Consider the following 18,707-nt stretch of genomic DNA (forward strand, 5'->3'; position numbering starts at 1 on the left):
ACCTTCAAGGCCTGTGGATCCAGAGTTTTCCTACAGCGCTGTAAGATGCTCAAACTTGCGTTGTAGGGCTTTTCCTTCGTAACAGTGAGCATTTCGGTAGCAGTGCCTGGGTACATATCAGTGAGCGACATGTGGCCCTGTCACCGCACCAGTATCAGCCTGCTGCACAGTTAAGTTGAAAATGCTGATGACCGGCGCACCAAATTGAGGCGGGTTGATTTCAGCGTGTAACCCAATCGCGGGCAAGCCCACTCCTACAGGGGTTACACCGAACCCTGCAGGAGCGGCCTTGCCCGCGAATCGCAAGCGCGACAGGGTCGCAGATCAACACTCGATCGCACTGACGGCGAGGCCGCCACGCGAGGTTTCCTTGTATTTGTCATGCATGTCGGCGCCGGTATCGCGCATGGTGCGGATGACCTGGTCGAGCGAAATGAAGTGCTCGCCGTCTCCGCGCAGGGCCATCTGCACGGCGTTGATCGCCTTGACTGCGGCAATCGCGTTGCGCTCGATACACGGCACCTGAACCAACCCGCCAACCGGGTCGCAGGTCAGCCCCAGGTTGTGCTCCAAGGCAATTTCAGCGGCGTTCTCCAATTGCCCCGGCGTGGCGCCGAGCACCTGGGCCAAGCCTGCGGCAGCCATGGCGCAGGCCGAACCGACCTCCCCCTGACAGCCCACTTCAGCACCGGAAATCGAAGCGTTCTTCTTGCACAGGATGCCCACCGCTGCGGCGCCGAGGAAGAAGTCCACCACGTTGCTGTCATCGACCACGTCGGAGAAGCGCATGTAGTAGTGCAGCACCGCCGGGATGATCCCCGCTGCGCCATTGGTGGGCGCAGTGACCATGCGCCCGCCTGCGGCGTTTTCTTCGTTGACCGCCAGGGCAAACAGGTTGACCCACTCCATCGCGCTCATGGTCGAGCCGATCACGTTGGGTTTGCCGATCTCTTGCAGGCTGCGGTGCAGCTTGGCCGCACGCCGGCGCACATTAAGCCCACCGGGCAGCAGGCCCTCGTGCTTGAGGCCGTTGCTCACGCACTCCTGCATGGCGTCCCAGAGCGTGAGCAGGCCGGCGCGGATCTCGGCTTCGCTGCGCCACACCCGCTCGTTGGCCATCATCAATTGCGACACGCTGAGGTCGTTTTGCTTGCACAGGCGCAGCAGCTCGGCGGCGCTGTTGAAATCGTAGGGCAGCACCGTCTGGTCGGCATCCAGCACGCCACTGGCCGCTTGCGCGGCATCGACCACGAAGCCGCCGCCGACCGAGTAGTAGGTGTCCTGGTGCAGCTCGCCGTGCTCACCCTCGGCGATCAAGGTCATGGCGTTGGGGTGATACGGCAGGTTCTGCTCGAGTAGCTGCATGTCGCGGGCCCAGATGAACTCGATGGGCAGGCGGTTATCCAGCTTGAGGATATTGGTTTCGCGCAGGTCGGCGATGCGCGGGACGATCTGGCTCGGGTCGATGGCGTCCGGCCATTCGCCCATCAGGCCCATGATGGTGGCGTTATCGGTGCCATGACCGACCCCGGTGGCGGACAACGAGCCATACAGGCGCACCTCGATACGTCGCACCTGCTCCAGCTCGCCACGCTCACGCAGGCCCTGGACGAACAGCGCGCCGGCGCGCATGGGGCCGACGGTGTGGGAGCTGGAAGGCCCGACACCGATCTTGAACAGGTCGAACACGCTGATGGCCATTGTCGAATCACCTCTTGATGGGCTTGTCTGGCCGCGCCATGTGGGCGGCCCCGCAGCTGCTAGTCTGAAACCGGCGAGCTGCCGCTAATGCACGCATCATCGGGCTTTTACCTTCCCCTTCGCCGTCTGCAACCGACGTACTTTTGTCCGACCGCGCCGCACTGATCCGGCCCTGTTTGCGCCGCTTTCGGGCGATCGGATGACGTAAAAACGCGGCCGTAGGGGTGGAAAAATCCATATGCGACATCGCCCGTACTGGAAGCGACCCATCCTGTACTGGTTACGACCCTACCAGTAGGCGATTGCCCAACGCTGGAGGATTATCGAAAGCGACTCGTATTGCACGGCCTCGCATCCTGCCCTCTGCAGGCCTGGTTGACCGGACCCTGAGAAAGCCCGGCAACCCTCGCGAACCCGAAGAAAAAACTACAGGAGTCCATCCATGAAAGGTTCACCCTCGCTGTTGCTGGTCGCGTTGCTTGCCGCACCGTTGCTGGCTCAGGCCGCCGAACCCGAACAGTGTCAGACGGTACGTTTCTCGGATGTCGGCTGGACCGACATCACCGTGACCACCGCCGTGACCAGCGTCGTGCTCGAAGCCCTGGGCTACAAGACCCACACCACCATGATCTCGGTACCGGTGACCTATAAGTCGCTGGCGGCCGGCAAGGATTTGGACGTGTTCCTCGGCAACTGGATGCCAACCATGGAGAACGACATCAAGCAGTACCGCGACGCCGGCACCGTCGAGACCGTGCGGGCCAATCTGGAAAACGCCAAGTACACCCTGGCAGTACCGCAGGCGCTGTACGACAAGGGTCTGAAGGATTTCGCCGACATTGCCAAGTTCAAGAAAGAGCTCGACGGCAAGATCTACGGCATCGAGCCCGGCAACGACGGCAACCGCACCATCCAGAGCATGATCGACAAGGACGCCTTTGGCCTGAAAAGCGCCGGTTTCAAGATCGTCCAATCCAGTGAGGCGGGCATGCTCTCGCAGGTGGATCGCGCGCAGAAACGCGGCGAAGCGGTGGTGTTCCTCGGTTGGGAACCGCACCCGATGAACAAGCGCTTCAAGATGCAGTACCTGACCGGTGGCGACGAGTTCTTCGGCCCTGACTTGGGCAAGGCGACGGTACTGACCAATACCCGCAAGGGCTATGCACAGGAGTGCAGCAACGTTGGCCAGTTGCTGAAGAACCTGTCGTTTACCCTCGACATGGAAAGCGAGCTGATGGGCAAGGTCCTGGACGACAAGCAAAAGCCCGACGCGGCCGCCAAGGCGTGGCTTAAAAACAACCCGCAAGTGCTCGACACCTGGCTGGCCGGGGTGACGACCGTGGACGGCAAACCGGGCTTGGAGGCGGCCAAGGCAAAGCTTGCGCAGTAACGCAGTAGCAGTAGGCACTACCTCGCAGCGGCACCGTGGCCGCTGCGGACTGATTCCAATCTATGCAGGTGGAAGCTCGCTATCATGCTCATTGATCAGAAAATACCCCTGGGACAGTACATCGCGTCGTTCGTCGAATGGCTGACCCAGAACGGCGCCGAGTATTTCGACGCCATCGCCCAAGGCCTGGAATTCATGATCCATGGGGTCACCAGTGCCCTGACCTGGTTCAACCCCCTCGTCCTTATTGCCCTGTTCGCTGCCCTGGCTCACCTGATCCAGCGCAAATGGGCGCTCACCGCCTTCGTCGCCCTGTCGTTCCTGCTGATCCTCAACCTGGGGTACTGGCAGGAAACCATGGAGACCCTGGCTCAAGTGACCTTCGCCACGGTGGTGTGCGTGGCCATCGGCGTGCCACTGGGCATCCTTGCCGCGCACAAGCCGATGTTCTACACCGCCATGCGCCCGGTGCTCGACCTGATGCAGACAGTGCCGACCTTCGTCTACCTGATCCCGACCCTGACCCTGTTTGGCCTGGGGGTAGTGCCGGGGCTGATCTCGACCGTGGTGTTCGCCATTGCCGCGCCAATCCGCCTGACCTACCTGGGCATTTGCGACGTGCCGCAAGAGCTGCTCGATGCCGGCAAGGCCTTTGGCTGCTCGCGCCGCCAATTGCTGACGCGCATCGAACTGCCCCACGCGATGCCGAGCATCGCCGCGGGCGTGACCCAATGCATCATGCTGTCGCTGTCGATGGTGGTGATCGCCGCCCTGGTAGGCGCCGATGGCCTGGGCAAACCTGTAGTCAACGCACTGAACACCGCCGATATCTCCCTCGGCTTCGAAGCGGGCCTGGCGATCGTGCTGCTGGCGATCATGCTCGACCGTATCTGCAAGCAACCGGAAGTCACGGTAAGGGGTGAGGCATGAGCATCATTCGATTCGAAGACGTCGACGTCATCTTCTCCAACAAGCCGCGCGAGGCCCTGGCGCTGCTCGACAAAGGCCTGAGCCGCGAGCAGATCCTCAAGCAGACTGGCCTGGTGGTCGGGGTGGAAAAAGCCAACCTGGACATCAACAAAGGCGAGATCTGCGTGCTGATGGGCTTGTCTGGCTCAGGCAAATCGAGCCTGTTGCGCTGCATCAACGGTCTCAACACCGTCAGCCGCGGCAAGCTGTTCGTCGAGCACGAAGGCAACCACATCGACATCGCCCACTGCACCCCGGCCGAGCTGAAGATGATGCGCACCAAGCGCATTGCCATGGTGTTCCAGAAGTTCGCCCTGATGCCTTGGCTGACGGTGCGCGAGAACATCAGCTTTGGCCTGGAGATGCAGGGCCGGCCGGAAAAAGAGCGGCGCAAGCTGGTTGATGAAAAGCTTGAGCTGGTGGGCCTGACCCAGTGGCGCAACAAGAAGCCCGACGAGCTGTCCGGCGGCATGCAGCAACGCGTGGGCCTGGCCCGGGCACTGGCGATGGATGCCGATATCCTGCTGATGGACGAACCGTTCTCGGCACTAGACCCGCTGATCCGCCAAGGTTTGCAGGACGAACTGCTGGAGCTGCAGCGCAAGCTGAGCAAGACCATCGTGTTCGTCAGCCACGACCTGGACGAGGCGCTCAAGCTCGGCAGCCGCATCGCCATCATGAAAGATGGACGGATCATCCAGTACAGCAAGCCTGAGGAGATCGTGCTCAACCCTGCCGACGAGTATGTACGCACCTTCGTCGCCCATACCAACCCACTCAACGTACTGTGCGGGCGCAGCCTGATGCGCACGCTGGACAAGTGCAAGCGGATCAATGGTTCGGTGTGCCTGGATCCGGGTGGTGATTCGTGGCTGGACCTGGGTGAAGGCAATTCACTCAAGCGTGCGCGCCAGGGCCAGAATGGCCTGGATATGCAGAACTGGGCGCCGGGGCAGGCCGTTGAGGGGCTGGATCGCAAACCGACCCTGGTGCATGCGGATATCGGCATGCGCGAAGCGCTGCAGATTCGCTATCAGACGGGGAACAAGCTGGTGTTGCAGGAGAACGACAAGGTGGTCGGGATTCTGGGCGATACCGAGCTTTACCACGCGCTGCTGGGCAAGAATCACGGCTGATGCCCGTGGGAAACGGGCGCGTGGGAGCAGGCGCGTGGGAGCTTCGTGGGAGCGGGCTTGCCCCGCGATAGCGATGGTGAATGTTCCACTGCAATCGCGGGGCAAGCCCGCTCCCACGCGCCAGCTCCCACGCAGCCCGCTCCCACCCAGCAGATCTTACGCCCCACCCCGCGCAGTAGCTCCCACGAAGCAGCTGCGACGCACCCCACCCACGTAGCAGTCGCACTGCATAGCGCTCTTGCGAGCGCTATGCAGGTGTCTTAGCGAACGACGATCCCGCGCGCAGCCATGTAGGCCTTGGCCTCAGGCACGGTGTACTCGCCGAAGTGGAAGATACTCGCCGCCAACACCGCGCTGGCATGCCCTTCCAGAATCCCGTCAGCCAAGTGCTGCAGATTACCCACACCTCCCGAAGCGATCACCGGAATCCCCAGCGCATCGCTGATGGCGCGGGTCACGCCCAGATCGAAGCCATTTTTCATGCCGTCCTGATCCATGCTGGTCAGCAGGATCTCACCGGCACCCAGGCCTTCCATCTTCTTCGCCCATTCCACCGCGTCCAATCCGGTCGGCTTGCGCCCACCATGGGTGAAGATCTCCCAGCGCGGCGCTTCGCCCGGCGCGGACACCTTCTTGGCATCGATGGCAACCACAATGCACTGCGAACCAAAGCGCTGCGCAGCCTCGCCGACGAACTCCGGATTGAACACCGCAGCGGTGTTGATCGAGACCTTGTCGGCACCGGCATTGAGCAGGTTGCGGATGTCTTGCACGGTACGTACGCCACCGCCGACGGTCAGCGGGATGAACACCTGGCTGGCCATGCGCTCGACGGTATGCAGGGTGGTGTCACGGCCATCGACGCTGGCAGTGATGTCAAGGAAGGTGATCTCGTCGGCACCCTGCTCATCGTACCGACGCGCGATCTCAACCGGATCACCGGCATCGCGGATGTTCTCGAACTTGACGCCCTTGACCACCCGGCCGTTGTCCACGTCCAGGCAAGGGATGATGCGCTTGGCCAGTGCCATGTCGTGTCCTCAGCCTTGGTAGGTGTCGCAGAAGGCCTGGGCCTCGGCGACGTCCAGAGTACCTTCGTAGATCGCCCGGCCGGTGATGGCGCCGATGATGCCAGGGGCCTTGGCGTCGAGCAGGGCCTTGATGTCACCCAGGTTGTGGATGCCGCCGGAGGCAATCACCGGGATCTGGGTGGCTTCGGCCAGCGCCTTGGTGAAAGGCACGTTGCAGCCCTGCATCATGCCGTCCTTGGCGATGTCGGTGTAGACGATCGCCGAGACGCCATCGGCCTCGAAACGCTTGGCCAGGTCGATGACCTGCACCGAGCTGACTTCGGCCCAACCATCGGTGGCGACGAAGCCGTCTTTGGCATCCAGACCAACGATGACCTTGCCCGGGAAGGCCTTGCATGCCTCGGCGACGAACTCAGGCTGCTTGACCGCCTTGGTGCCGATGATCACGTAGCTGACGCCGGCCTTGACGTAGTGCTCGATGGTTTCCAGCGAGCGGATGCCGCCGCCGATCTGGATCGGCAGGTTCGGGTAGCGCTTGGCGATGGCAGTCACCACTTCGCCATTGACTGGCTGGCCTTCGAAGGCGCCATTGAGGTCGACCAGGTGCAGGCGACGGCAGCCACCCTCAACCCATTTGGCGGCCATGCTCACCGGGTCATCGGAGAACACCGTGGAGTCTTCCATGCGGCCTTGGCGCAGGCGTACGCAGGCACCATCCTTGAGATCGATAGCGGGGATAATCAGCATCTTGGGAACCTGTCTAATCGGTGGATTTCAGGGCTTCTCTAACGCCCACAGGTCGCTTTCGATGCTCTCGAACCGCTCCTTGAGGTGCAGCTGAACATCGGCAATCGCCCTGTTGTAGTAGTGGGGTGCAATTTCCTTGCTGAACAGGTCAAGGACCTCGGCCACCTCGAACGACCCCAGCTCAAGCTCGAAGCGGTCTTCCAGGAAGCGCTTGAGCGTGTCGAGCGCTTCGCGCTCCTGCTCGGGGGCCAGGGTAATGATCGGTGCCTTGGTCCGCGACTTGCTCATTTACCAGCGCCCATCCCAGGCGACGAAGTTCTGCAGCAGCTGCAAGCCATGGGTATGGCTCTTCTCCGGATGGAACTGCACGGCAAATCGCGAGCCCTCGGCCAGCGCTGCGGCAAAGTCGACGCCATAGTGGCCGCGACCGACCACTTGGCCGGGCTTGCCTGCATGGATGTAGTAGCTGTGGACGAAGTAGAAGCGGGCACGATCGGGGATGTCATGCCACAGCGGATGCTCGACCGCATGGCTGACTTCGTTCCAACCCATGTGCGGCACCTTCAGGTGCTCGCCATCTTCTTGCAGGTCTTTGCCGAAGAAGCGCACCTGGCCAGGGAACAGGCCGATGCAATCGACGCCGTCGTTCTCTTCACTGTGTTCGAGTAGCGCTTGCATACCGACACAGATACCGAGGAACGGCCGGTCCTGGCTGACTTCGCGCACCAGGCTGTCAAAGCCCAGGCGGCGGATCTCGGCCATGCAGTCGCGAATCGCGCCGACACCTGGGAACACCACCCGGTCGGCCTCGCGGATCACCGCTGCGTCGCTGGTGACCAGCACCTTGCCAGCGCCAACGTGCTCAAGCGCCTTGGCCACCGAGTGCAGGTTGCCCATGCCATAGTCGATTACGGCTACCGTCTGCATTTACAGGCATCCCTTGGTCGACGGCATCTGCCCGGCCATGCGCTCGTCCTGGGTCACGGCCATGCGCAGCGCGCGGCCGAAGGCCTTGAACACGGTCTCGATCTGGTGGTGGGTGTTGTGCCCACGCAGGTTGTCGATGTGCAGGGTCACCAGGGCGTGGTTGACGAAGCCTTGGAAGAATTCCTGGAACAGGTCGACATCGAAGCCGCCAACCGAGGCGCGGGTGTACGGCACATGCATCTGCAGGCCTGGGCGGCCGGAGAAGTCGATGACCACGCGCGACAGCGCTTCGTCCAGCGGCACGTAGGCATGGCCGTAGCGATAGATGCCTTTCTTGTCACCGATGGCCTGGGCGAATGCCTGGCCGAGGGTGATGCCGACGTCTTCGACAGTGTGGTGATCATCGATGTGCAGGTCGCCCTTGCACTCGATGTCCAGATCGATCAGCCCATGCCGGGCGATCTGGTCGAGCATGTGTTCAAGGAAAGGCACACCGATATCGAATCGGGCCTTGCCACTGCCATCGAGGTTGATCGAGGCCTTCACCTGGGTTTCCAGGGTATTGCGCTCGACGGAAGCCTTACGTTCGACCATCACCAGCTCCGCAAAATCATTGGGCGAAAAGGCTGCCATTATAGGCCTAGAACGCGCCCGCTTGAAACGCGGATGACATATGGCTGTGCAAAGCAGCGCGGGGCAAGCCCGCTGCCACGCCGTCACTCCAGAGCTGAAGCGCAACGTGGCAGCGGGCTTGCCCCGCGATAGAGCTGCTGCGGTCTACATCAATGGAACAGCACAGCGGTCTTCTGCAAGGTCACCCAGATGCCCCAGGCCAGCGGAATTACCACCACGGCCCACGCCACCAGCACCAGCGGCAGGCTGCCCGGCGCCGCATGCCATTCCAGCGAACGCGCGCCATCGGCGCCCTTGTCATGGCTCAGCGCACGCTCAGCGGCGAGTTCTGCATCAGTCATGAAGTACTTGTCCGCCACCGGCCGCACCAGCGCATTGCAGATAAAGCCCAGCACCAGCAGGCCTGCGAGGATGTACAAGGTCATGTCGTAGGCCGCAGCCCGCTCCACACCCGCCGCCAGCTGCGATTCACGCAGATAGGTGATCAGCACCGGCCCAAGCACGCCCGCCGCCGCCCAGGCAGTCAGCAGACGACCATGGATCGCACCGACCATCTGCGTACCGAACAGGTCCGCCAAGTACGCCGGCACCGTGGCGAAGCCGCCGCCATACATCGACAGGATGATGCAGAACGCAGCGACGAACAGCGCCACGTTGCCCAGGTGGCCCATGTTCGGCACCAGGCTGTAGAGGCCCACGCCCAGGGCGAAGAAGGCGAAGTAGGTGTTCTTGCGACCAATGTAGTCGGAGAACGACGCCCAGAAGAACCGCCCACCAATGTTGAACAGGCTCAACAGGCCGGTGAAGCCTGCGGCGATCGCGGCAATCTGCGCCAGTTGCGCGGCGTTCAGCTCACTGAAGCTCAGCTCGTTGCCCAGCAGCTTGCCGGCGAACACTTCCTGCAGCAGAGGCGAGGCCATGCCGAGGATGCCGATACCCGCCGAAACGTTCAGGCACAGCACCAGCCAGACCAGGGCGAACTGCGGCGTTTTCCAGGCCACGCTGACATGCACATGGCGGTCAGTGACCATCGCATTGGCCTTTTTCGCAGGTGGCGTCCAGCCCTCAGGCTTCCAGCCGGTCGGCGGCACGCGATAGGCCAGGGCACCAGCGGTCATGAATACCAGGTAGATCAACGCCATGGCGACGAAGCTCTGCCACACGCCGACTTCCTGCGCGCTGCCGAAATGGCCCATCAGCGCAGTGGCCAGGGGAGCACCGACCATCGCACCGCCGCCAAAGCCCATGATCGCCATACCGGTCGCCATGCCGCGCTTGTCCGGGAACCACTTGATCAGCGTCGACACTGGCGAAATGTACCCCAAGCCCAGGCCGATCCCGCCGATCACTCCCGAACCCAGCCACATCAGCCACAGCTGATGGGTCTTCACCCCGATCGCCGAAATCAGCAGGCCGCCACACCAGCACAGCGCCGACACCAGGCCAGCCTTGCGCGGGCCGGCATGTTCCAGCCAACCGCCCAGCACGGCGGCGGAGCAACCGAGGAACACGAAGAACAGCGTGTAGATCCAGCTCAGCATCGAGATCGGCCAGTCGCACTCGGCGCTGAACAGCCGGGCGACGAAGCCCATGTCAGCCGAGCAGGCAACTGGCGCGGTGATGCCGATGGCCTGCGACAGTGGCAGCCAGAACACCGAGAAGCCGTAGGCCATGCCGATGCACAGGTGGATCGCCAGGGCGGCCGGCGGTACCAGCCAGCGGTTGAAGCCCGGGCGGGCGATGATGCGCTCCTTCGACAGGAAGCCGGGCGCACGCACCAACTCCCCTGCCGTGATACTGCTGTTCATGGGTTGTTCCTCTTGTAGGTGGGCTGTGCTTTGCGGATGTGACGCGCGGCTCTTATCCAAGTGCACCAAGGCATGGCCCGGCCGTTAACGTGGCAACATCCGCGACAAAAGGTCGCGTTATGCTCCGAAAGCGGCGCAAGATTACCAGCTGAATCGCTCAATGAAAGCAATCTGATATCGTTATTTTTTCAACAGCTGAACCCATTCAAGGAACTGTCCGGGTGGCGGCGGTCGAAATCCACTCGTTATCAACCGAACTGACCACATCGCGCGACCAGCCTGCGCCTGCACGACCCTGTGTAATCTGCTCAATTAGTAGGAAATGCCCTGTATCTCTAGTCGAATACTCAGGGCAGCTAGTCGCGGCGCTATACTCTGGCGCTTGAATTTTCAAAAATCGGACTACAAGGACTCGCCCATGAAAGCGTTCGGCAAAATCCTGGGGCTGGGACTTCTCGGGTTGCTGCTGATCATCGTGGCACTGGGCTTCGCCCTGACCCACCTCTTCGATCCCAACGACTATAAAGACGAGATTCGCCAACTGGCGCGCGACAAGGCCCACGTCGAGCTGACCCTCAATGGCGATATCGGCTGGAGCCTGTTCCCCTGGCTCGGCCTGGAATTGCATGAGGCCAGCATCGCCACCCTGAACAAGCCCAAAGAGCCGTTCGCCGACCTGCAGATGCTCGGTCTGTCGGTGCGCGTGCTGCCGTTGCTGCGCCGCGAAGTGCAGATGAGTGATGTCCGGGTCGAAGGCCTGAACCTGAACCTGGTCCGCGATGAGAACGGCCACGGCAACTGGCAAGACATCGGCAAGCCACTGCCGGCGCAAGATGCCAGCGCCAGCACGCCCAACGCCCCCGCTGCAACGCCCGCGGGCGAGCCCGCAGCAGCCGACAACGCCAGCGAACGTTCGGTCAAGCTGGATATCGACAGCCTGACGGTGAACAACGCCCGCGTGCAGTACACCGATGCCAAGACTGGCCAGAGCGTCAGTGCCGAGAGCATCCAGCTGAGCACTGGCCCGGTGCATGAAGGGGCGAACATTGCCCTGAAGGCCAGCGCCTTCCTCAGCGCTGCGCAGCCGAACATCAAAGCCCGCACCGAACTGACCGGCGAACTGCGCTTTGACCGCAAGCTCAAGCGCTACAACCTCGAAGACATGCGCCTGTCCGGCGAAACCTCGGGCGAACCACTGGCCGGCAAGACCCTGACCTTCAACGCCCAAGGCCAACTGCTGGTCGACATGGCGGCCAATGTCGCCTCGTGGAATGGCCTGAAGGTCTCCGCCAACCAGCTGCGCGCGCTTGGCGAGCTGAATGTGCGTGAGCTGGACAAGACGCCACAGGTCAGCGGCGGGCTGTCGATTGCCCAATTCGACCTGCGCACCTTCCTCGACGGCATCGGCCAGCCGCTGCCCGCCACTGCCGATCCAGCCGCTTTCGGCAAGCTGGAGCTGGTCAGCCGCCTGGCCGGTAGCCCTAACAGCCTGGCGCTGGAAGACCTGGCGGTGAAACTGGACGACAGCACCTTCAGCGGCCGCGTGGCAATCGAAGACTTCGCCAAGCAAGCCCTGCGCTTGCAGCTAAAAGGCGACAAGTTCGACGCCGATCGCTACTTCCCGGCCAAGAGCGAACAAGCCAAGGGCGCCACCGCTGCGCGCCAGGCCGAAGTCAAGCAGCAGGAAACCACCGCCGTGGCCGGCGCTGGCAGTTCACCCCTGCCTAACGCCCCGACCCAGGTGGCCTGGAGCAACGACAAACTGCTGCCGGTCGATCGCCTGCGCGCCCTCGATCTACAAGCCGAGCTCAGCTTCGGCGCGCTGACCCTGGACAAGCTGCCCATCACAGACGCCCAGCTCAAGGCCAAAGGCCAGGGCGGCCTGGTGACCCTGGAAACCCTGCGTGGCGGCCTGTACAACGGCAGCTTCGAAGCCAAGGGCACCCTCGATGTACGCCCGGCGGTGCCGCAAATCGGCGTCAACACCAAGATCAACCGGGTGCCGGTCGAGCACTTCATCAAGTCCGAAAGCCCTGAGCAGACGCCGCCAGTCAAAGGCCTGCTGACCCTCAACAGCGACCTGACTGCCACCGGCAACAGCCAGAAGGCCCTGGTCGATACGCTCAATGGCAACGCCAGCTTCACCATCAATGATGGTGTACTGGTCAACGCCAACCTGGAGCAGCAGCTGTGCCAGGCCATCGCTACCCTCAACCGCAAGTCGCTCAGCGGTGAGCCGCGCGGCAAGGACACGCCGTTCGAGGAACTGCGAGGCAGCCTGGTGGTGCGCAATGGCGTGGCCAGCAACCCTGACCTCAAGGCACGCATCCCCGGCCTGACCGTCAACGGCCAGGGCGACCTGGACCTGCGCGTGCTGGGCATGGACTACCGGATCGGCGTAGTGGTCGAAGGCGATCAGCGTGCCATGCCCGACCCGGCTTGCCAGGTCAACGAGCGCTATGTCGGCGTCGAAGTGCCGCTGCGCTGCCGTGGCCCGCTGGAGCTTGGCGCCAAGGCCTGCCGCCTGGATCAGGACGGCCTGGGCAAGGTTGCCGCCAAACTCGCCGGCAACCGCCTGAAAGACAAGATCGATGAAAAGCTCGACGAGAAACTCGGAGACAAAGTGAGCCCTGAATTGAAAGACGCACTCAAGGGGCTGTTCAAGCGATGAGCCCCCAGCAGTTCTCCAGCGCAGTGCTGGAGTGGTACGACCAGCACGGCCGCCACGACCTGCCCTGGCAACAGGGCATCAACCCCTACCGGGTGTGGGTGTCGGAAATCATGCTGCAGCAGACCCAGGTCAGCACCGTGCTCAACTACTTCGACCGCTTCATGCAGGCCCTGCCGACCGTGCAGGACCTGGCCGAGGCGCCGGAAGACGAAGTGCTGCACCTGTGGACCGGGCTTGGCTACTACACCCGCGCGCGCAACCTGCAAAAGGCCGCGCAGATCGTGGTCAACCAGCATGGCGGCGAATTCCCGCGTAGTGTCGAGCAGCTGACCGAGCTGCCTGGCATTGGTCGCTCCACGGCCGGCGCCATTGCCAGCATCAGCATGGGCATCCGCGCGCCGATCCTCGACGGCAACGTCAAGCGCGTACTGGCCCGCTACAGCGCCCAGGGCGGCTACCCGGGGGAGCCGAAGGTGGCCAACGCGCTGTGGGCCACTGCCGAGCGCTACACCCCACACGCCCGCGCCAACCACTACACCCAGGCGATGATGGACCTGGGCGCGACCCTGTGTACGCGCAGCAAGCCCAGCTGCCTGATCTGCCCGCTCCAGCGCGGCTGTGAGGCGCACTTGCTCGGCCAGGAGACTCACTACCCCGAGCCCAAGCCGCGCAAGACCTTGCCACAGCGGCGCACGCTGATGCCGATCCTGGCCAACCAAGAAGGCGCCATCCTGCTCTACCGGCGCCCTTCCAGCGGCCTGTGGGGCGGTTTGTGGAGCCTGCCCGAGCTAGACAGCCTGGAGCAGCTCGATGACCTGGCTTACCAGCACGGCCTGCGCCTGACCGGCAGCCAGGCCCTCGATGGCCTGACCCATACCTTCAGCCACTTCCAGCTGGCCATCGAGCCCTGGCTGGTCCGTGTCGATCCGCTCGGCGCGCACGTGGCCGAGCCTGACTGGCTCTGGTATAACCTCGCCACCCCGCCGCGCCTGGGCCTCGCCGCCCCGGTCAAGAAGCTGCTCAAACGCGCGGCCGACCAATTGATTGCAGGAGAGCCCCGATGACCCGCACCGTGAACTGCCGCAAATACCACGAACAGCTGCCTGGCCTTGAGCGCCCGCCGTACCCAGGCGCCAAAGGCCAGGACATCTTCGACAACATCTCGAAGAAGGCCTGGGATGAGTGGCAGAAACACCAGACCCTGCTGATCAACGAGAAGCGCCTGAACATGATGAATGCCGAGGACCGCAAATTCCTCCAGCAAGAGATGGACAAATACTTCTCCGGCGAGGATTACGCCAAGGCTGACGGCTACGTGCCACCGGCCGAATGACCCAGCAAAATCGTAAGCGACGGAATTAATTTAAAAAATTTTCAAAAAGTCGTTGACGCAAACCTGAAAAAGCCTTTTAATGCGCCCCGTTGCCCAGATAGCTCAGTCGGTAGAGCAGAGGATTGAAAATCCTCGTGTCGGCGGTTCGACTCCGTCTCTGGGCACCAAAACACTAAAACCCTGAATCGAAAGATTCAGGGTTTTTTTATTGCCCGAGTTTTATCCAGCCCCCACCAACCACCCTGTGGGAGCGGGCTTTCCCGCGAATGGCTGCACAGCAGCCACCCCCTCCCACCCCCTCCTTGACCCGAATCAACTAGCCGCTCGCGAAAACGCCTTAGCATGCCAGGTGGACACTCGAATCGACCCGCAAGGACTTCCATGAGCGACGAATCCACCCCGCTTCTTTCCGCCGCGCCAAGCGTCGAGGCCACGCCCAGCGTCACCCCACCCCCGCGCACGCGCCGCCCTCGCCAGCGCAAGCCAGCGGCCAAGGCCACAGGCGAAAGCTCGATCATCACGGTCAGCCAGCAGCCTGCCGCGTTGCAGGTGGCCACTGCGCGCAAGGGCAGCAACGAGGACAGCACCTCGGCGCGCTTGCCGGCCAACTACCCGTATGTCACCCGTCTGCGCCGCAACGACTACGAGAAGGCCAAGCACGCCCTGCAGATCGAGCTGCTCAAGGTGCAAAGCTGGGTGAAGGACACCGGCCAGCGCGTAGTCGTGCTGTTCGAGGGGCGTGATGCGGCTGGCAAGGGCGGCACCATCAAGCGCTTCATGGAGCACTTGAACCCGCGCGGCGCGCGCATCGTGGCGCTGGAGAAGCCTTCCGAGCAGGAAAAGGGTCAGTGGTATTTCCAGCGTTACATCCAGCACCTGCCCACGTCGGGAGAAATGGTCTTCTTCGACCGCTCTTGGTACAACCGCGCCGGGGTCGAGCGGGTGATGGATTTCTGCACACCGGTGCAATACCTGGAATTCATGCGCCAGGCGCCAGACTTGGAGCGGATGCTCTGCAACAGCGGGATCTTGCTGTTCAAGTACTGGTTCTCGGTCAATCGCGAGGAGCAGCTACGGCGCTTCATCTCGCGGCGTGACGATCCGCTCAAGCACTGGAAGCTGTCGCCGATAGACATCAAGTCGCTGGATAAATGGGACGACTACACCGCCGCCAAGGAGGCGATGTTCTTCCACACCGATACCGGCGATGCGCCGTGGACGGTGATCAAGTCCGATGACAAGAAGCGCGCGCGGATCAACTGCATCCGGCACTTCCTGCATTCGCTGGATTACCCAGGCAAGGACCTGAGCGTGGCGCATGCGCCGGATCCGCTGCTGGTGGGACGTGCGTCGCGGGGCTTTGAAGAGGATGAAGCGCCAGCTGCATGACCCCCCTGCAGGCCCAGGATTGCCCCCGCGATAAGCCCGCAAAAGCCAACTTCACTCAGAAGTTGGCAATGGCGCTGCAGTACTCCGCCTTGGTGGCCTGCACCGGTTGATCCAACCCCAACTGCTGCAGCTTCACCCCACAGCCGCTGTAACCGCGCATGACTACCTCATAGTCGGCGCCCTTCTGCGGGACGAAGTAGAACATCCCGAGGCAGTTGGTCACGCTGTTGTAGCTGGTGCGCCCACCGTCGAGAAAGTGCAGGGTAAACGGCTTGCCTGCCGGCACCAGCACTTCGCTGACCACATCGCCCTGCGCCACTGCGGCGCCAGTGGGCATGCCCAGAGATTCGCCATTGCGGTCGGCGAAGCCTTTCTGCGGCACCGCGATCACCCCGGCTCCCGGGCTGTACCAGTCCACGCAATCCTTGCCGGGTACTGCGCGCACCATGCCATTGGCGATCACTCGCAAGCGCGCAGTGTCACCCGCGGTCGGCGAGCCATAGGGGGTGTTGAACGACTTGACCGCGGCGATATTGCCGCAACCAGAAAGCGCCACAGCCAACAGGCCGAGCGAAATTGCTGTTTTCATCCGTGAAATCCTCAAGGGGCAACTGCTAAATGTCCGACAGCCTGCCTGAGACCGTCGCATGTCGCTTGGGTTTCACCGGCAAGTGCGATTCAATACGCACATTTTCCGCCTTCCAAGGACACCTGCTCACCATGGCCTCCAACAGCAAACAACAGAAACGCGCCAAGCGCGCCGCCTCCAAGGCCAAGCAAAACCGCATGGTGCGTGGCGGCCAAGCGGTCAAGGCCAGCGCTGGCGATAGCGCCAGCATCGAGCAGGTGTTCAACAAGGCCATGGAGTCGGACAGCTACAAGGAGCTGTTCGAGAAGATGAAGGTGGCCCAGGAGAGCGGCCTGGTCGCGATGATCTCGGTGTTCCTGGTCGACCCGCTGCTGGCGCTGGTGCTCAAGGGCCACAAGGAAGAGCACGCCACTGACTACATCGTGCTGGTGTTCACTGCCTATCGCACCTGGCTGGACGGCGCCGACGAAGACACCACCATGGCCTGGCTGGAGAGCGACGAGTTCCAGCAAGCCTACATCGCCGCATCCGAGGTGGTGGCCAAGCAGCAGCAACAGCAAAAACAGTTTGGCTGAAGCGCTTTAACGGCCTGTTCGCGGGCAAGCCCGCTGCCACAGGTAGCATGCAATCCTGTAGGAGCGGGCTTGCCCGCGAACAGGCCCGCACAGACCAACAAAAAGGCCGCACCCTTCACAGGGCGCGGCCTTTTGCGTTCAAGCAGCCTGGATCAGTTATCCAGCGCCACCCGACCCGCCGCTTCATCAGCCTTGCGCTTGCGATGCACCAGCAGACCCGCTGCCACCACACCAATGCTCAGCAACGCGGTCGCGACGATCTCGGCGCGATGATCCGGACGGATCGCCATCACCACCAGCACGGCAATGATGAAAGCAATGGTCGCCCAGGTCAGGCCGGGGAACAGCCACATCTTGAAGTCGATCTTCTCACCACGCGCTTCGCGCTGGCTACGCATGCGCAGTTGCGATACGGCAATCACCAGGTACACCAGCAAAGCGATAGCACCGGAACTGGCCAGCAAGAACTCGAACACCTGCGCCGGTGCGACGAAGTTGGCGAACACGCAGAGGAAGGCCGCAGCAGTAGACAGCAACACTGCCCAGTGCGGAGTACCGGCCTTGGTCGTGCGTTGGGCCACAGCCGGGGCGTCGCCACGCTTGCTCAGCGAGAACAGCATGCGCGAGGAGGTGTACAGCGCCGAGTTCAGGCAGCTGGTAACGGCGATCAGCACGACGATATCAACGATCAGCTTGGCATTCGGCACGCCGATCATGCTCAGCACGGTCTGGTACGAACCGGTCTCGGCCAGGGCTGGATCGTTCCACGGCACCAGGGCCACGACCAGGAAGATCGACACCAGGTAGAACAGGCAGATCCGCCAGATCACCGAGTTGGTGGCGCGGCTGATCTGCTTACCTGGATCTTTCGATTCGGCAGCAGCGATGGTAACGATCTCGGTACCCATGAACGAGAACATGGTGGTCAGCATGGCTGCCAGCACGGCGCCCAGGCCATTGGGCATGAAGCCTTGGGTGTCGAACAGGTGGCTGACACCGCTGACCTGGCTGCTGGGCACCATGCCGAACATGGCGGCGCAACCAACGACGATGAAGCCGATGATCGCCAGCACTTTGAGCAAGGCGAACCAGAACTCGAACTCGCCGTAGTTCTTCACGCTGCACAGGTTGGTCAGGGTCAGCGCCAGGGTGATCAGCAGCGAGAACGCCCACAGATCGACCGCAGGGAACCAGGCATGCAGGATGGCTGCGGCGGCGTTGGCTTCCAGCGGGATCACCAAGACCCAGAACCACCAGTACAGCCAGCCGATGGTGAAACCTGCCCAACGCCCGATGGAGCGGTCGGCATAAGTGGAGAACGAACCGGTGTCAGGCGAGGCAATCGCCATTTCGCCCAGCATGCGCATCACCAGCACCACCAGGGTACCGGCGGCGGCGTAGGCCAGCAGTACGGCAGGGCCGGCAGCGGCAATGGCGTGGCCGGAGCCGACGAACAGACCGGCGCCGATCACGCCAGCAATGGACAGCATGGTCACATGCCGTTGCTTGAGCCCCTGAGCGAGGTCGTTGGAATTGTTACCGCTCATAAAACTACCTTTGTAAGGAGGTGGACTACACGAATGACGGCCAGCGCGCCTGGGGTGAAAGAAGACGTCGCTGCATTCAGTGATTTCCAGATGGCAATAACCGGGCCAGGTGAGAATGGCTTTCGTCTGAATTCTTTCAGCAGGCAGATATGGCGCGGCTTGCAGGGCATTCGGCCAGGCTTTGACCGAAAGGCCGCCAAACCCCCATGCCAAGTCCAGATTACAGAAATACCCACTTACAAACGCACCAAAGGTGCTCCT

17 protein-coding genes and 1 tRNA gene are annotated in these 18,707 nt (G+C 62.4%); 9 read left to right on the forward strand and 9 right to left on the reverse strand.

Going from position 1 to position 18,707, the window contains the following annotated elements; all coding sequences use genetic code 11:
- Positions 1 to 324 precede the first annotated feature (324 nt).
- Positions 325 to 1,701, reverse strand: a complete 1,377-nt coding sequence (locus HU737_RS20930) for an L-serine ammonia-lyase (RefSeq protein ID WP_186552789.1) — start codon at positions 1,699 to 1,701, stop codon at positions 325 to 327.
- 442 nt (positions 1,702 to 2,143) lie between these two features.
- Here HU737_RS20930 and HU737_RS20935 point away from each other — a divergent pair, with 442 nt between their 5' ends.
- From HU737_RS20935 to choV, 3 genes are all read left to right on the forward strand, one after another.
- On the forward strand, positions 2,144 to 3,091 hold the full coding sequence (locus tag HU737_RS20935) for a choline ABC transporter substrate-binding protein (protein WP_186552790.1): 948 nt from the start codon (positions 2,144 to 2,146) through the stop codon (positions 3,089 to 3,091).
- An 81-nt stretch (positions 3,092 to 3,172) separates the two neighbouring features.
- Positions 3,173 to 4,021: a choline ABC transporter permease subunit gene (gene choW, locus HU737_RS20940; protein WP_186553218.1), complete on the forward strand. Its 849-nt coding sequence runs from the start codon at positions 3,173 to 3,175 to the stop codon at positions 4,019 to 4,021.
- The gene (choV, locus tag HU737_RS20945; RefSeq protein WP_186552791.1) at positions 4,018 to 5,196 is read left to right on the forward strand and encodes a choline ABC transporter ATP-binding protein; all 1,179 of its coding nucleotides are present in this window, start codon (positions 4,018 to 4,020) and stop codon (positions 5,194 to 5,196) included. Before choW ends, choV begins: the two co-directional genes overlap by 4 nt.
- Positions 5,197 to 5,456: 260 nt before the next feature.
- Here the strand turns inward: choV and hisF are convergent, their stop codons facing one another.
- The 6 genes from hisF to HU737_RS20975 form a co-directional block, all read right to left on the reverse strand.
- Positions 5,457 to 6,227: an imidazole glycerol phosphate synthase subunit HisF gene (hisF, locus tag HU737_RS20950; protein WP_186552792.1), complete on the reverse strand. Its 771-nt coding sequence runs from the start codon at positions 6,225 to 6,227 to the stop codon at positions 5,457 to 5,459.
- Between the two features lie 9 nt (positions 6,228 to 6,236).
- Entirely contained in the window at positions 6,237 to 6,974 is a 738-nt protein-coding gene (gene hisA, locus HU737_RS20955; RefSeq protein ID WP_186552793.1) for a 1-(5-phosphoribosyl)-5-[(5-phosphoribosylamino)methylideneamino]imidazole-4-carboxamide isomerase, read from the reverse strand.
- Between the two features lie 27 nt (positions 6,975 to 7,001).
- The gene (locus tag HU737_RS20960) at positions 7,002 to 7,262 is read right to left on the reverse strand and encodes a DUF2164 domain-containing protein (RefSeq protein WP_186552794.1); all 261 of its coding nucleotides are present in this window, start codon (positions 7,260 to 7,262) and stop codon (positions 7,002 to 7,004) included.
- A complete protein-coding gene (gene hisH, locus HU737_RS20965) occupies positions 7,263 to 7,901 on the reverse strand; it encodes an imidazole glycerol phosphate synthase subunit HisH (RefSeq protein ID WP_186552795.1) in 639 nt (212 codons plus the stop codon).
- Entirely contained in the window at positions 7,902 to 8,495 is a 594-nt protein-coding gene (hisB, locus tag HU737_RS20970; RefSeq protein WP_186552796.1) for an imidazoleglycerol-phosphate dehydratase HisB, read from the reverse strand.
- A gap of 188 nt (positions 8,496 to 8,683) precedes the next feature.
- Positions 8,684 to 10,342: an OFA family MFS transporter gene (locus tag HU737_RS20975; protein ID WP_186552797.1), complete on the reverse strand. Its 1,659-nt coding sequence runs from the start codon at positions 10,340 to 10,342 to the stop codon at positions 8,684 to 8,686.
- 418 nt (positions 10,343 to 10,760) lie between these two features.
- Here HU737_RS20975 and HU737_RS20980 point away from each other — a divergent pair, with 418 nt between their 5' ends.
- The 5 genes from HU737_RS20980 to ppk2 all read left to right on the forward strand — a co-directional run bounded on the left by HU737_RS20980 (position 10,761) and on the right by ppk2 (position 15,735).
- Entirely contained in the window at positions 10,761 to 13,013 is a 2,253-nt protein-coding gene (locus HU737_RS20980; RefSeq protein ID WP_186552798.1) for an AsmA family protein, read from the forward strand.
- Positions 13,010 to 14,077: an A/G-specific adenine glycosylase gene (gene mutY / locus HU737_RS20985; protein ID WP_186552799.1), complete on the forward strand. Its 1,068-nt coding sequence runs from the start codon at positions 13,010 to 13,012 to the stop codon at positions 14,075 to 14,077. The genes HU737_RS20980 and mutY overlap by 4 nt, the downstream gene beginning before the upstream one ends.
- Positions 14,074 to 14,346 carry an oxidative damage protection protein gene (locus tag HU737_RS20990; RefSeq protein WP_186552800.1) on the forward strand — a complete coding sequence of 91 codons (273 nt, stop codon included), beginning with the start codon at positions 14,074 to 14,076 and terminating at the stop codon, positions 14,344 to 14,346. The genes mutY and HU737_RS20990 overlap by 4 nt, the downstream gene beginning before the upstream one ends.
- 91 nt (positions 14,347 to 14,437) lie before the next feature.
- Positions 14,438 to 14,513, forward strand: a tRNA-Phe gene (locus tag HU737_RS20995).
- Between the two features lie 214 nt (positions 14,514 to 14,727).
- Positions 14,728 to 15,735: a polyphosphate kinase 2 gene (gene ppk2 / locus HU737_RS21000; protein ID WP_225915631.1), complete on the forward strand. Its 1,008-nt coding sequence runs from the start codon at positions 14,728 to 14,730 to the stop codon at positions 15,733 to 15,735.
- A 55-nt stretch (positions 15,736 to 15,790) separates the two neighbouring features.
- Here ppk2 and HU737_RS21005 read toward each other — a convergent pair whose 3' ends face one another.
- The gene (locus tag HU737_RS21005; RefSeq protein WP_186552801.1) at positions 15,791 to 16,324 is read right to left on the reverse strand and encodes a hypothetical protein; all 534 of its coding nucleotides are present in this window, start codon (positions 16,322 to 16,324) and stop codon (positions 15,791 to 15,793) included.
- Positions 16,325 to 16,455: 131 nt separating this feature from the next.
- Between HU737_RS21005 and HU737_RS21010 the strand changes: the two genes are divergently transcribed.
- Positions 16,456 to 16,899 (forward strand): hypothetical protein, encoded by a 444-nt coding sequence (locus tag HU737_RS21010; protein ID WP_186553220.1) that lies wholly within the window; start codon positions 16,456 to 16,458, stop codon positions 16,897 to 16,899.
- Positions 16,900 to 17,051: 152 nt separating this feature from the next.
- Here HU737_RS21010 and gabP read toward each other — a convergent pair whose 3' ends face one another.
- Entirely contained in the window at positions 17,052 to 18,446 is a 1,395-nt protein-coding gene (gene gabP, locus HU737_RS21015) for a GABA permease (RefSeq protein WP_186552802.1), read from the reverse strand.
- Between the last annotated feature and the right edge of the window lie 261 nt (positions 18,447 to 18,707).

The organism is Pseudomonas urmiensis, assembly GCF_014268815.2.
GTDB classification, from domain to species: Bacteria; Pseudomonadota; Gammaproteobacteria; order Pseudomonadales; family Pseudomonadaceae; genus Aquipseudomonas; species Aquipseudomonas urmiensis.

Coding starts and splice junctions, on each gene's coding strand:
- hisH (WP_186552795.1), bottom strand. CDS start 7,901: ATGCAGACGGTAGCCGTAATCGACTATGGCATGGGCAACCTGCACTCG.
- hisB (WP_186552796.1), bottom strand. CDS start 8,495: ATGGTCGAACGTAAGGCTTCCGTCGAGCGCAATACCCTGGAAACCCAG.
- HU737_RS20935 (WP_186552790.1), top strand. CDS start 2,144: ATGAAAGGTTCACCCTCGCTGTTGCTGGTCGCGTTGCTTGCCGCACCG.
- HU737_RS20975 (WP_186552797.1), bottom strand. CDS start 10,342: ATGAACAGCAGTATCACGGCAGGGGAGTTGGTGCGTGCGCCCGGCTTC.
- HU737_RS21010 (WP_186553220.1), top strand. CDS start 16,456: ATGGCCTCCAACAGCAAACAACAGAAACGCGCCAAGCGCGCCGCCTCC.
- mutY (WP_186552799.1), top strand. CDS start 13,010: ATGAGCCCCCAGCAGTTCTCCAGCGCAGTGCTGGAGTGGTACGACCAG.
- hisA (WP_186552793.1), bottom strand. CDS start 6,974: ATGCTGATTATCCCCGCTATCGATCTCAAGGATGGTGCCTGCGTACGC.
- choV (WP_186552791.1), top strand. CDS start 4,018: ATGAGCATCATTCGATTCGAAGACGTCGACGTCATCTTCTCCAACAAG.
- HU737_RS20990 (WP_186552800.1), top strand. CDS start 14,074: ATGACCCGCACCGTGAACTGCCGCAAATACCACGAACAGCTGCCTGGC.
- HU737_RS21005 (WP_186552801.1), bottom strand. CDS start 16,324: ATGAAAACAGCAATTTCGCTCGGCCTGTTGGCTGTGGCGCTTTCTGGT.
- HU737_RS20980 (WP_186552798.1), top strand. CDS start 10,761: ATGAAAGCGTTCGGCAAAATCCTGGGGCTGGGACTTCTCGGGTTGCTG.
- gabP (WP_186552802.1), bottom strand. CDS start 18,446: ATGAGCGGTAACAATTCCAACGACCTCGCTCAGGGGCTCAAGCAACGG.
- HU737_RS20960 (WP_186552794.1), bottom strand. CDS start 7,262: ATGAGCAAGTCGCGGACCAAGGCACCGATCATTACCCTGGCCCCCGAG.
- HU737_RS20930 (WP_186552789.1), bottom strand. CDS start 1,701: ATGGCCATCAGCGTGTTCGACCTGTTCAAGATCGGTGTCGGGCCTTCC.
- hisF (WP_186552792.1), bottom strand. CDS start 6,227: ATGGCACTGGCCAAGCGCATCATCCCTTGCCTGGACGTGGACAACGGC.
- ppk2 (WP_225915631.1), top strand. CDS start 14,728: ATGAGCGACGAATCCACCCCGCTTCTTTCCGCCGCGCCAAGCGTCGAG.